A 13,684-nucleotide genomic window follows, 5' to 3' on the forward strand; every position below is an offset into this window, starting at 1 on the left:
TTGCTACTATTAAACATCGTTGTGTCACTCACTTATACGCTTTGTTCGCCACTCAACATTGTGAAACAGCGTGTATATGGATAGCCAGGTATTTGTGCGGCTTGCTGAAAAGAATTACAGAACGTACAAGTGAGTGACACAACCGGGGCCTCATAGCAGTAATGTAGTTTGTCCCCATAAATAAAAATTGCCAAAGGCAATTTAAACTCATTAAACCATAGCCGTACATGGCAGATGTAACAAACCGTAACAGGCGCATAGAGCGGGCAGCAAAACAGGCTGAACAGGCCGGGCAGCAGGCATCGCAAAGCACGGTGGGCAAAGCCGTTGGCGCTGCCAGCACGGCTATGGGCGTGTATGGGCAGGTAATGGGTTTTGTGGGTTCTAAAGCGGAAGCTGCATTAATGCCTGTTTATAAAGCGCTCAGTTTTCTACAGGGGCTTGCCTGCCTTCCCGCATCGTCTCAGCTTGACCCTGTGATGGGCATTGATGTGCACCTGGTAATGATACCGCCGTCGCCATCGCCCATACCCATGCCGCATCCATACATAGCCACGGTTTTTGATCCCAAAGATTACCTGAGCTGCGCGGTAATGACAGCCGCCGCTATGGCCGCGCCAACGCCAACCGGAAATGCAGATGCTGATGCGGCTGCAAATCTTGCATTTAGCGTTGGCACCATGGCATTAGGTATGGCCGGTATGAGCGCTACCGTAAAACTGGGAGGCTTTACGCCACGCACAACAACCGGCGTAACCAATAAAGTAATACCGCATTTTCCGATGGGCTCAAGCTTTGCGCCTGTGCCCGTAAAAAAGAATACAGGGCATGCCCAGTTTGGCAGCCTTTTTTTATTGGCGGATGGCAACCCTTTTACGGGCGGCATGCATTTGAACAACGATTGCTGGGATATAGGCATTATGCAACTGATGCGTAAGCAATACAAGCCGGCGCCTATGCAGTTGTTTATGCCGACCGGTTTTATAATGGCCATACCATCGCATAACGTAATTGTAAACCCCATACCTACGCCCATTAACCCGATTGCCGCGCTTACCAAAATTTTGAACGCCGGCTTTGCCAAGATACTCCACAAGATTGCCAACAAGTTTCCTAAAGGCATGCGTGCAGGTTTGCACAAAGCAATATGCCATGTAACCGGCCACCCGGTAGATGTAGTAAGCGGTATGCTGTTTACAGACGAAGAAGATTTTTCTCTGCCGGGAGTAATCCCTTTATCATGGGAGCGTACATGGTATAGCGATAGCAGTTACAAAGGCCCGCTGGGCCATGGCTGGTACCACAATTATGATATGGCCTTTACGGTTGACCAGCAAAATAACCAGGCCATATACAGGATGAATGACGGGCGTGGTGTAATATTTGAATTGCCGCAGCCGGGAAAGTTTACGTTTGACCGAAAAGAGAAATTATTCCTGCACTGCCGGGCCGAGGGGCAATATTACATTGAAGATAGTGATGGACTGATGTACCGGTTTACGGACAGGTTGTACGCAGATCCATTTATAAAAGCCGGCAGCCGTTTATTGAAAAGCATATCTGACAGGAATGGCTATGCCATGCGTTTTGAATACGGCCAGGAAGGTAATCTCGTAAAAATTATTGACAGCGCCGGTAGAAACCTTGTTGTGGAAAATGATGAAGAAGGACGGATTATTAACATTATTGCGCCGCACCCCGATGAGCCGGGCAAAACATTTGTAATTGCGCATTACGATTATAATGAAGCAGGTGACATGGTATGCCATACCGATGCACTGGGCCAGCAGATGAAGTTTGAATACGAGAACCATTTGCTGGTGAAGGAAACCTGGCGTAACGGGCACGACTGGTACTTTAGATATGATGGAAAAACTACCGGCGCCAGGTGCATACATACCTGGGGTGATGGCAATATTTATAACCATAAACTTACGTACAACGAGGGAATGACGCTTGTAGAAAACAGTCTTGGTTTTGTAACTACATATTATCACAGGAACGGCTTACCCTATTTAAAAATAGATGGTAACGGCGGTGAATGGCAATATAGGTACAATCGCTTTAGTGAATTGGAATGGGAAACAGACCCGCTGGGTAACCAGCAAAATTATTCCCATGATGAATGGGGTAATGTTATTACCAGTACAGACCCCGCCGGCGGTTTTACAGCAACGGAATTTTTTCATCCCAAATTTCCGTTGCTGCCCACAGAAGCCATGGACGCGGCAGGCGGTAAATGGAAATGGGAATATGATGCGCAGGGTAACCTTGTTGTAAGCGTAAACCCTTTAAATGCGAAAACCCATTATACTTATGATGATGGTTTGCTGCACAAAATAACCAACGCGGCTGGCGCTGTTACCAGGCTGGCTTACGACAAAGACCAGAACCTGGTATCAATTAAAACGGATGATAATGCTGTAACAAGTTATGACTATGATGTGCTGGGTAACTGCAGCACTATAACTAACCCCAACAATGTAAAGCAACGCCGCTTTTTTGATTTGAAAGGACGTATTGAAAGGGTAAATGATTTTGACGGAAACGTAATTAACCTGGAGTATGACGGCATTGATAATGTGATACATTACCGGGACAAGCAAAAGGAAGTTGAATATACTTACCGCGGTTTGTGGAAACTAACCAGCCGCACGGAAGCTGGGGCTACCATTATTTTTAAATACGATACGGAAGAGCAATTGGTAAAAATCATCAATGAGCATAACCTGCCTTACCGGTTTCAACTGGATGCGGCTGGTAATGTGGTTGAAGAAATTGGCTTTGATGAAATTACCCGCCGGTACGAACGCAATGCGGCAGGCTGGGTTACGAAAGTAGTACGTCCCGCAGGCAGCTTTACCAGTTATGGCTATGATAACTGCGGCCGAGTAACAAAAGTGCAGTACAGCGATATCAAGGAAGAAAACTATGCTTACAGGCCGGATGGAGAATTGATGATGGCGGCCAATGAATCGGCAGCGGTACAGTTTGAGCGCAATGTAATGGGGGACATACTGAAAGAAACTGTGAACGGGCAGTGGGTACAGTCCACGTATGATGTATTCAGCAACCGCACAAAAATAACCAGCAGCCTGGGGGCGGATATTGAGCAGCACTACAACAAAATGGGCGATGTGCTAAAGATGGAGACCGGTGCCTGGTTTGCCAGGTTTACGCATGACAAGCTGGGTTTGGAAACACAGCGGCTGCTACCGGGTGGTATTACCAACGAATGGCAGCGGGATGGCATTGGCAGGCCGGTAATACAAACAGTTGGCCATACCGCTGGCAACAGCTTTAACACACGCAAACGCAAACAATACCAGTGGGATGTGAATGACCGCCTGAAACAGGTAAAAGATGAAAAAGGCATTACCCGTTTTGAGCACGACAAGTGGAGCAACCTGGCCAAAACCATCTTCCCCAGTGGCGAAGAGCAGTTGAGAAACCCGGATGCGGTAGGCAACCTGTTTAAAACAGAAGAACGTAAAGACCGGGTGTATGCCAAAGGCGGCCAGCTAAAAAAAGCCAATGGCTGGGAATACAGTTATGACGCGGAAGGTAACCTGGCAGAAAAAAAGCATGTAAGTGGCGATACCTGGAAATATGAGTGGAATGATGCCGGCATGCTGACCAAAGTGGTACGCCCTGATAAAGCCGAAGTGACCTTTACGTATGACGCTTTGGGCAGAAGGTTAAGCAAGCGATATAAGAACACAATCACTAAATTTGTTTGGGATGGCAATGTGCCGCTGCATGAGTGGAAAGAACATGCCCTGACCGGCGAAATTCTTGGCGACCTGCATGTAAATGGGGACGGTTCTTTCTCCTCCACTGGAGAGGATGGCCGGGCAGGCGTAACCACCTGGCTCTTTGATACGGACAGTTTTGCCCCTGCGGGCAAGATAAAATCAGGCAAACAGTATAGCATTGTTACAGACCATCTTGGTACGCCCAGCCAAATGTACAAGGATGACGGCGCCTTATTTTGGGAAGCAGAGTTGGACAGCTATGGCAAAGTGCGGATGGAAAGGGGAGAACTGGGCAGTTGCCCGTTCAGGTACCAGGGACAGTATGAGGATGTAGAGACGGGATTGTATTACAATAGGTTTAGGTATTATAGTGTGGAAGAGGGGATGTATATCTCTAAAGATAGTCTTGGCTTGCATAGCGCTGTATATAATCTTTACACTTATGTATCTGATGTAAATCTTATAATAGATGTTTTTGGTTTAGACTGGAATTATTATTTGAAAAATAAAAAAGGGGAAGTTTATTATCACGGACGAGCTTCTGACAAAGAAACAATGAAGGATGTGGCAAGGCGTCATTCGAAAACAAAAGGAAAAGACGGTAAAAGATTTGGAAAAGGGGATGTGATGGTTAAGGTTACTCCCGATGGGACACCTTACGATAATGCTCGTGGTATTGAACAAAGAGGGATTGAAGAAAAACCCTTGTTGGGGCGGGGGAGCAAAAATGTCAGAGGTAATAAAATAAACGGGATATCGGAAGCAAAGCAGCAAACTCCAACTGGTCAAGGAAGGCTTTCTGAAGCTGATGCCATGACAGACGGAGGCAAGGTAAGTGACATGCCTGCCTTGAAAACGTTAAAAGGGTAATTCAATGATATTTAAATGAAAGCCTTATAGTTATGACTGTCAATAATGATGCATTGAGTGTTTTACTTTCTTACAATGTACTAAAGCCACAGGCCACTTCAAAAGAAGACTTTGAGTTTGCAAAAAAGGAGGGCTTGATGTTTGATTTGCAATATCAGGAACATGATGAGGCTATCGCAATAATTCAAAGAGAAATAAAAAAAATTGAAAAGAAAGAGGTAGCTGATTCCTATTTAGCAAGTTTTTATTCCGTAGGAAAAGAATACAGGTCAACACTTCCAGTGGTTGCTATTCTTCACTCTTTCCCTATTCATGGATTTGTACCGTACAGTCCGGAAAATCCGAAAGTATGTAAGATTTGTGCTAGTAGTAATAGGAAAAAAGTCGATTTTTCTTTTTTAAATATGGTGAGGTACAAGTTAGGTGGTATTGTTACTCATGATGTGTATGCGTATGCATTCTATCTTCAGCAGTATAATTTAATGGTCGCAAAAAAACCATTTGAAAAAGATTTGGAAATTTTTAAATTGATCCTCAAATGTTTTGCTGATGCAGCATCTGACGAAACACCATCTGATATTCAAAAAAAAATAAAATCCATTTCAGGATTTAAATCCACTGAAGAAGAAAGAAAGGTTTTTATTGATGGATTAGGGTTTTGTAGCATTTTGGAGAACGATGACAAAAAAGGATTTTTAAAAAAATATACCTGTTTAGGATTCGCTCCAAGAAAAAGTAGAAGTTCAGACTGGAGTTTTCCTGTTGACTGGTGGATGGGAAAAGATGGCATTAATATGGATGCAATTGATTATTGGTTTAGAAAATATCAGTTATTTAAGTAATTATTGAGATGAATGAGCTTTAACGTTGATTGTTGAAAAAAATAACATTTGTAATTGTGCGACTAGAGATTGCCACAAATTGCATGAATGCTATTTAAAAGTTCTGCCATGATTTATTCCCTGGAACCAAAAGAAGTAAAAAAAGTGCTTGATGCAGTTCTTAATAGTAAACCTTACGATAAATCGCAGTTTATGTATTACCACCTTAACCGAAATTATTTTAATGTAAAGTCGGAAGTACGTTCTTTAACTCAGCAAGACGGAAAGAAATACATTGATAATTTTGGCAGAACCTGGGAAGTACAATCCAATCTTAAGAATTATTACCACATGTCATCACTTGACTGGCTTGGCGGCATGTTTGGCAAGCCGTATTGCAGGAAGTTTTTGCTGGATGATGCCGTCACAGGCCTGCATGGAGAATTTGAGATGATTATAAGAAATGATGGTAAAAGGATAGATGCCCTTGTAAGTGCTGAATACCAGGAAACTTACAATTTTGGGCGGACAAGAAATACCAGCGAGCACATAAAGCTTGATGTAAATCCCCATCGGGAAAATAGCAAGTATTCATTTAAACAGAACATGGGAACAGTAGTTGTGAAAGATTTGTAGCTATGTGTGAATTTCACCCTCAGCCACAACCAACATGGAACCTTAAACCCTGAACAATCAAACAACAATTCACAACCAGCAATCCTCCCCAATCACGCTGCCTTCCACTTCTCCGCCGGCCAACTGCATAAATTTATCAGCGGCATCCAGCTCTATTTCCGTTACCTGGTCCAGGTGAACGGGTAGCAGGTAGCCGCACATCATTTGTAAAATTGTATGGTTGTTGCCGCCCGGCATAAAATCCCGGAACTGCGGCCTGCTCACCGGGCCTATATGCACCAGTATTTCATCAACACCTTCATCATGTATTTCGTTGCCTGTGGTAAGGTTGATGCCCAGTTGTGCTTCCCCCATCTTAGAGCGGAAAGGATGGGCTGGCCGTTGCGGCAGTTGGCGGCGCAGGTTTATGTGTACGGGTAACTGCAGCAGCATGTTGAGTATATTTTCCGCGGCTTCAAAATTATCCCGCACATCGTGCAGTATGGGTATAAGGTAAAGAAACAGGTTGGCCTGCCGGGCATCCAGGTGGCGGAAGATGGGCCAGTGGCCTTCAAATACCTGCAGCAGGTCGTCGTAGTGCCAGCGCTTATCCAGCCTGTTTTCATGCCAGGCCAGCAGTATGCGCAGGTGGTTAATGCCAGCCTCAAACGGCAGGAAGAAGAGCCGGGCATCCTGCTCTTCCTGGCGGCGCTGTTTAATGGCTTTTATTACCTCTTTTTCTGTTTGCCCTTTCTTATGCATGCCGGGTTTATGAAACAGCCCCTGTGGCAGCATATCATAAAGACCTTCCTTCGGTGTTTTTATAAGGGTATAGTCACGATGGTCATATTCGCTTGTTTCTTCTTCAATGCTGTTTACATCCCTGCTGAAGGACCTTTTTAAGCCGCCCTGCAGCAGGAGCAGAAGCCTGTCTGAAGCTGTGCCATTTTCAACCAGTTCAGCCGCTGTTACTTCTGCACGAAAATCATTGTCAATAGCACCCAGGAAGGAGTACGGCAGTGGTGTTGGCCGTTCCTTTTGTGGTGTGTTTTGTTTGATGTTGGTTTCGTTGTTCATGTGGTGAGTGGTGAGTGGTGAATGGTGAGTGGGTTGCATTACGCTTCGCTATTCAACATTCCGTATTCCTTGTTCGTTATTAATTTCGCAAGTAAACGTCAGTAATCGTGAATCGCAAGTGAGTCCTTCTTTCGTTATTCAACATTTCTTGTTCCTTGTTCGATATTTTCCGTGGTGCGTGTCTCCACGCACCATTAACTACCCGGGTCTGAAAAGCCGCCCATTGAACCGAACGATGAACGGATTGCGACGCAACAGACGATCCCATGAAATACTACTGCCGGTACCATAATGGTGAATAATGAGTGATGAATGGTGAATGGGTTGCATTGCGCTTCGCCATTCAACATTCCTTGTTCCTTGTTCGATATTCGCTTCGCTACCTGCCACCCGTTTTTACTCTTTCCACACAATCCGGTAATAATTGCTTATGCCGGAGCGTAGCTGCAGTTTGGTCAGTAGCTGCTGGCTTAGCAACTGTTGCTCCTTAAGTGCCGTGTTGCTGTTTTCGGCAACCGTTAGCAGTATATCAATCGTCCGCCTGAAAGCTTCACCGCCTTTGGGAGACATTTCTATGCCTTTGTCCACATCTACCTGGCTAATGCGGTTGCCCAGTTCATAAAAACAAAAGCTGCGTATGTCTTCTTTGGTTACAATCCTGTTGCGGGTTAGTATGCTGTAGCGGAATGCGTTAAGCCTTTCTTCCGGCCGCAACCTGTTACGCCCACCTGTTGTGGTGGTAAGCAGCGTAACGCTGTCTGCTTTAACTTTAACCCCTTTGGCCAACTGCAGTTTTTGGCCTGCACGCAGGTTGTTGGCGGCTTCGGCAAGGGTGGTCCAGTATTCGGCATACATCATGTCCTGCCCTTCAAATGGTTTTACAATAATATAGTGCGGCGCTTCCGTGCCTGCTGCATTGCCCCTTGTCTTTTGCTCCATCAGCGCTATCTTCTGGTTCATCTCTTTTAGCGTAGTGGCTATAAAATCATAGCCGTACATCGAAAAGGCTGCACTTTCGCTACGCAGCAACTCCAGCAGGTAGCTTATCATTTCTTTGGCATTGCGGCTGTCAAAGCGTTCCACACCGCCATTGCGCAAAGTGTAATGCCCGCTCTTCTCCTCTTCCTTATCCCGGTAAGGCACAGCCTTATATTCATTGGTTTCATCGGTAAGGGATTTTACAGACAAAAAATGCTCATGCTCTTCTGTTTTTAACGGCATAATGTGGCTGCCGCCTTTCAGCCGGTATTTTAAATCATTCAGCCTGCGGTTCATTACCGGAAAAGCGTTGAGATGTACATGCAGGTCGTCCAGGTATTCCTGCTGCATAGAGGCCGGAAAAACTATCTTCAGCCACAGCAGGTTGTCTTTCAGTTTGGCTAATTCATTATCTGCGAAATAATTGCGGAACGCGGCAGGGTAAACCTGTTTTAAAGCCGCCGGATTTTTCAGGCTGCTGTCGTTAAGCGAAATGTACCTGCTGTCATAATAGTTTTTTGTGTCTTTTTCTATTAGTGATAGCAGGTCGTATTCGGGAAATACCTCGCCGTAAGTGTTGTTGCCGGCGCTGCTGTTGCTGTAGGTAAGTCCCGGCGCCACAACAATTTCACTGTTGTTGCAATGCCATGCCGCCAGGGGCAGTAACTGGTATAGCCACTGCGCCAGTTGGTGTTCCGTATTCTTCCAGTCAAAATAAAAATACAGCCCCTGCAGGTCTTCAATTTTATCATTCAGTTTTAGCCCCAGCCAAATGGTATTGGGTTCTGTGAATTTTGTTTTTGGCCTGGCAATCAGTTGTTTGTTAAAAGCTTTGTCGCAACCGTACAAATTACCGCCCGTGGCAATATGTGTTATTTCCGCATCATACAATTGTATGGCGCCGGTGGGAGTAAAGTATAATTCTATGTCAGTGTCCGGCGCTTCATCCAGCCGGGATGCTATTTTGCGCTGCGTAACAAATGCACTGGTTGTAGTAAGTTGCTCAACGGGCTCAATAGGGGCGGCGTACATAACGGCATGGGCCGGGCTGGCGGTGGTTAAAAAATCCGGCGCCAGCATGCCCGAAACTTTTTCCAGTATCCTTACCTGTGCGTCTTTTACATCGTTGCCCAGGTTATACAATTCGTTGGCCAAAGCCTCCAGCATCAGCTTTACAGCGGGGTCAAGGTCATCCGTATTTTTAATGCCCCAAAAGTTAAGGGCATGTTTCAGCATCCTGTTTTTAATTACCTCTTTAGAATTGTTTATTTCAGGAAGCATCTTTGATTGTTTTTAGTCAACAGACAATGGGCTTAGAAAAAGGTTGGTGCGAAAGTGAAACTGTTCACCCGTTTTATGCAATGTGCCGCTTACAAGTATATCCACCTGCTTTCTGATTTCGGGCACGTTGTTAAAGTAGTTCAGTTTTTCAACCGCTTTTATGGTAAGGTTAATATCCGGGTTAAGCAACCGCGGTTCATGCATCGCGATGGTTTTAAGCAGCGACAGCCGCAGTTTTTCCTGCCAAAGGCTAATGCTGCTGATCAGCTCAAAATCAAGTTCCCATATTTCGCAGCCAAAGGCCGGGTTGCTGCGGTGCTCGCCAAACCTGGTGGTTACCAGCAGTTCCAGGTTTTGTGTTACAGACTGGGCCAGGCTGCATACCGGCAGTTCGTTACCTTCTGTAACCTGTTTTAACTGTAAGGGAAGTTTGTAAAAAACAGCGCTCATGGTTGTTGTTTGGATTCGTGAATGGTGAATGGTGAATGGTGAGTGGTGAGTGGGGGCACTCCATCTTACACTTACATCGTACATCCCACACGTACATCCCACATCGTACATCCCACATCGTACATCCCACACCTAACATCTAACATTTGTTTGGGGGTGTCCCTCGTACCTCGGGCCGGGCTTTCCGCTCATACTCCGGCACAGACCATCCGCACCATACCTTCACCGGGGTATCCGCTTCAATCCCTCACCCGAAAGTGTAACACGCTGCAACAAGGGTGAATGTTGAATGGTCAATGGTGAATTTCAAGAGGCCACTAGCTACCAGCAACCAGCCACCAGCCACCTGCAACCTGCCACCTGCAACCAGCAACCAGCATCCTGTCACCTGCCACCCGCATCCTGCATCTAATTTAACCCGCTTCTTACAAAACTGCAAGTTATCAAGTTGATTAACATGCGTTTTTGTGATTATTCACAGCCAAAAACGTGATTTACACCATTGGTGCAGGGCTGTGTTGCATTTAGCTTGCAGGTACAAAAGCCAGAAATTTCAAAACCTGTTGTGTTGTAATAAACTATCCATATAAAAATATCAGGCAGTATTGCGGTTTTAATATTTTTTGTATATTTTTCTAACCGATTGATTTCTGCAGGAATTTTTAGCGCAAATAGTTTAAGATATTCTGAGACAGCATATTAGGTAACCCGGCTTTCTGTAAGGCATTGAATCTGCAAAATACTGCTGTCAGCTTAACATAAAATATTACCAATGAAGCTTTGCTAACAAGTACAAATTTATGACGCATGTCAACACTTGGCCTTAATGAATCTATGAAAGCTGCTGTCGAAATCGCCCAGTCGCTTGCCAAAGAATACCAGAATGAATTTTTTTATCCTGCACACCTGTTGCGTGCATTGCTTCATAAAGATGTAGGCCTTAAAGGTTTTGTTGAATCCATAGGTAAAGACCCCGGTTACCTGGCAGAATGGGCGGAAGTGCGGATGGATGAACACCCTAAAACGGCCCGGGTAAAAGACAATGTAAAAGGCGATGACGCGGTAAAAGCAGTATTTGAAGAAGCTGATAACATACGCATAAAGCTGGGGCTGGATTTGATATCGCCAATTTGTGTGCTTACCGCTATTGCCAAACCCGGTGTGGCATTTAAGCCCGAACAGTTAAAGAGCTTTCCCGTAAAGGAGAAGGAGATACTGGAAATTTATTTTAAGGAAGATGGCATACAGCAGGCACTGGCGCCATCTGCCAATGGCATGGCTGCAACAGCGCCGGCCGGGGCGTTGTACAAGTACTGTGTGGAGCGTACGGCACTGGCCAAAGAAGGTAAGACAGACCCCATCATAGGCAGGGATAAAGAAACCCGTATGATGATGGAAATACTCTGCCGCAGAACAAAGCCCAATGTTATTATTACCGGTGAAGCCGGTGTGGGTAAAACAGCGCTGATAGATGGCTTCGCCTTAGATATTGTAAATAACAAAGTGCCTACGCAGCTTGCCGGCTCGCTGATATTTGAGCTTGACCTGGGCGCCCTGATTGCCGGCGCTTCTTACAAAGGTGAAATTGAAGACCGGTTGAAGAACATTATTAAGGAAGTAAAGCAGTTTCCCAAAGCCATCATATTCATTGACGAGATACATATACTGCTGGATAACAAGGGCGGCAGCATAGGCGGCGGGGCAGCCAACCTGCTGAAGCCGGAACTGGCACGTGGGGAGCTGACTGTAATTGGCGCAACTACCAATGATGAATACAGGAAATTCATAGAACCAGACCAGGCTTTTACCCGCCGCTTTGAAGTGCTGGCCGTAGCAGAGCCGCCTGTAGAAACAGCCGAGAAAATGCTGGGCAGGCTGGCCCCGAAGTTTGAAGAACACCACCAGTTAAAACTGGAGAAAGACGCGGTAAGGGAATGTGTAAGGCTGGCTAAAAGGTACCTGAAAGACAGGCGCCTGCCGGATGCGGCGATAGACCTGCTGGACAGGACGATGGCTGCTATAAAAATGATGGTAGATACCAATAAAGGCGATATCGCTTTGTTTGGCGAGGAATTGGCAAAACTTAAAACGGGTAATGACATTACGGATGCAGAACTGTTTACCGAATACAAATGGCTGAACAGTGTGATGCAAAGCAAAATAAGCCCGGTGTTGCTGGGCAAACTGGAAAATGCGGCGCAAACAGACAAGTTTGAAACAACACAGGAGTTTGACAATTTCCTGTCCGGAACCCTGGAGGCTTTAAACCGCCTGGCCGATGATAAAAAAATGGATGTGACGAAGGAGGATATTGCCGCCGTTGTCTCTCATAAAACAGGCATCCCGTTGGGCAAAATACAGGCACAGGAAAAAGAAAGGCTGCTGAACATGGATGAATACCTGAAAAGGCGGGTTGTAGGGCAGGACCACGCAGTAAGAACTATCGCTGAATCAATACTGGAATCAAGAAGCGGTCTTAACAAAAAGGGCCAGCCCATTGGTTCATTCTTTTTCCTGGGGCCAACAGGAACGGGTAAAACAGAATTGGCAAAATCAATAGCCGAATTTTTGTTCAACGATGAAAAAGCGATGATACGCTTTGACATGTCGGAGTTTAAGGAAGAACATTCAGCCGCATTGCTGTATGGCGCCCCGCCCGGTTATGTGGGATACGAAGAAGGCGGCATGCTGGTAAACAAAATACGGCAAAAGCCCTACTCCGTCCTGTTGTTTGACGAAGTGGAAAAAGCGCACCCTTCTGTATTTGACACCTTTTTGCAAATACTGGATGAAGGCCACATGCACGACCGCCTGGGTAAGGAAGGCGATTTTTCCAATGCCCTCATCATCTTCACCTCCAACATTGGCAGCGAGTGGATAGCGGAGCAGTTTGACAAAGGAGAAATACCGGCATCCTCCAAACTGATGGAGATAATGACCAAATATTTCAGGCCGGAATTTTTGGCGAGGCTTACTGAAATAGTGCCTTTTGCGCCCATCAGCGAGAAGAATATCGTACGCATTTTCGAAATACAGATGAAGAGTTTGCTGGAAGCGCTGGATAAGCAGGGCATTGGGCTTGCGCTTACGGATGAAGCCAAGAAAAACCTGGCGCTTAACGGTTTTACGCCCAAATACGGCGCAAGGCAGATAGCAGGTGTTATAAGAAACAGGCTTAGAAGGCCTATATCAAAATATATTATTGCCGGCGATGCCCGCAAGGGAAACGTGATTAAGGTAGGACTTGCCAACGAAGAACTGGAGTGGAATATTGAGTAACACTTTTAAAAACCAAAAAAAGAACAGGGCAATATCAATGCCCGTTCTTACACCATTTACCATTAAACAGTAACATCATGCCACAAGCTAAACCTGGTATTGCTACCACCATTCTTGCCCCCGACCCCGCTGGTGAGGGGTTTGTTGAAATTTCACCTAATAAAACGCTGTTTATCCAAAAGCTTACCAGCGAAGATCCGCTTAAGCCGGAAATAGTGGAAGGGCTGCAGACCGTGGAAGCTGTTTTTGAGCACTTTAAACCCAACTGCGACGTGGAAATGGATAAGGAGGATGGCTCTGCCATTACAGAAAACTTCAGGTTTGCAGGCCTGGGCGATTTTGATATTAAGAACATGACCAACCAAAGCCCTTACCTGAAAAACCTGAGCGTAGAAATGGATGCTTACCTGAAAGTGCTGAAGCAACTGGAAACAAACAAATCGTTACAGAAAGTAATTGAAAACCCGGATACCAAAACTGCCTTTATCAATTCTTTAAGGGCATTGGCGGCAGAACTGGAAGACAAAGAATAGCCGCCGGTTAACTACTAAAAACATT

The 13,684-nt window shown here is 45.6% G+C and carries 8 protein-coding genes; 5 read left to right on the forward strand and 3 right to left on the reverse strand.

Features of this window, described 5'->3' with window-relative positions:
- Positions 1–227: 227 nt before the first annotated feature.
- The 3 genes from F0364_RS05160 to F0364_RS05170 all read left to right on the forward strand — a co-directional run bounded on the left by F0364_RS05160 (position 228) and on the right by F0364_RS05170 (position 6,082).
- Positions 228–4,625 (forward strand): DUF6531 domain-containing protein, encoded by a 4,398-nt coding sequence (locus F0364_RS05160; protein ID WP_153796695.1) that lies wholly within the window; start codon positions 228–230, stop codon positions 4,623–4,625.
- Between the two features lie 32 nt (positions 4,626–4,657).
- Positions 4,658–5,467 carry a hypothetical protein gene (locus F0364_RS05165; RefSeq protein WP_153796696.1) on the forward strand — a complete coding sequence of 270 codons (810 nt, stop codon included), beginning with the start codon at positions 4,658–4,660 and terminating at the stop codon, positions 5,465–5,467.
- An 87-nt stretch (positions 5,468–5,554) separates the two neighbouring features.
- Positions 5,555–6,082, forward strand: a complete 528-nt coding sequence (locus tag F0364_RS05170; protein WP_153796697.1) for a hypothetical protein — start codon at positions 5,555–5,557, stop codon at positions 6,080–6,082.
- Between the two features lie 69 nt (positions 6,083–6,151).
- Here F0364_RS05170 and F0364_RS05175 read toward each other — a convergent pair whose 3' ends face one another.
- From F0364_RS05175 to F0364_RS05185, 3 genes are all read right to left on the reverse strand, one after another.
- Positions 6,152–7,138, reverse strand: a complete 987-nt coding sequence (locus F0364_RS05175) for a type VI secretion system baseplate subunit TssG (RefSeq protein WP_207632523.1) — start codon at positions 7,136–7,138, stop codon at positions 6,152–6,154.
- Between the two features lie 396 nt (positions 7,139–7,534).
- Positions 7,535–9,397: a type VI secretion system baseplate subunit TssF gene (locus F0364_RS05180; RefSeq protein ID WP_153796699.1), complete on the reverse strand. Its 1,863-nt coding sequence runs from the start codon at positions 9,395–9,397 to the stop codon at positions 7,535–7,537.
- 12 nt (positions 9,398–9,409) lie between these two features.
- Positions 9,410–9,847, reverse strand: coding sequence for a GPW/gp25 family protein (locus tag F0364_RS05185; protein ID WP_207632524.1), 438 nt, complete (start codon positions 9,845–9,847; stop codon positions 9,410–9,412).
- 807 nt (positions 9,848–10,654) lie between these two features.
- On the opposite strand from F0364_RS05185, the gene F0364_RS05190 reads away from it, so the two are divergent.
- Together F0364_RS05190 and F0364_RS05195 are read left to right on the forward strand one after the other, a co-directional pair.
- Positions 10,655–13,126 (forward strand): ATP-dependent Clp protease ATP-binding subunit, encoded by a 2,472-nt coding sequence (locus F0364_RS05190; RefSeq protein WP_153796701.1) that lies wholly within the window; start codon positions 10,655–10,657, stop codon positions 13,124–13,126.
- A gap of 77 nt (positions 13,127–13,203) precedes the next feature.
- Positions 13,204–13,659, forward strand: coding sequence for a hypothetical protein (locus tag F0364_RS05195; RefSeq protein ID WP_207632525.1), 456 nt, complete (start codon positions 13,204–13,206; stop codon positions 13,657–13,659).
- Positions 13,660–13,684: the final 25 nt, after the last annotated feature.

It is taken from the genome of Foetidibacter luteolus (genome assembly GCF_009650435.1).
Taxonomy (GTDB): domain Bacteria; phylum Bacteroidota; class Bacteroidia; order Chitinophagales; family Chitinophagaceae; genus Foetidibacter; species Foetidibacter luteolus.

Coding starts and splice junctions, on each gene's coding strand:
- F0364_RS05180 (WP_153796699.1), bottom strand. CDS start 9,397: ATGCTTCCTGAAATAAACAATTCTAAAGAGGTAATTAAAAACAGGATG.
- F0364_RS05160 (WP_153796695.1), top strand. CDS start 228: ATGGCAGATGTAACAAACCGTAACAGGCGCATAGAGCGGGCAGCAAAA.
- F0364_RS05185 (WP_207632524.1), bottom strand. CDS start 9,847: ATGAGCGCTGTTTTTTACAAACTTCCCTTACAGTTAAAACAGGTTACA.
- F0364_RS05195 (WP_207632525.1), top strand. CDS start 13,204: ATGCCACAAGCTAAACCTGGTATTGCTACCACCATTCTTGCCCCCGAC.
- F0364_RS05175 (WP_207632523.1), bottom strand. CDS start 7,138: ATGAACAACGAAACCAACATCAAACAAAACACACCACAAAAGGAACGG.
- F0364_RS05170 (WP_153796697.1), top strand. CDS start 5,555: ATGCTATTTAAAAGTTCTGCCATGATTTATTCCCTGGAACCAAAAGAA.
- F0364_RS05190 (WP_153796701.1), top strand. CDS start 10,655: ATGTCAACACTTGGCCTTAATGAATCTATGAAAGCTGCTGTCGAAATC.
- F0364_RS05165 (WP_153796696.1), top strand. CDS start 4,658: ATGACTGTCAATAATGATGCATTGAGTGTTTTACTTTCTTACAATGTA.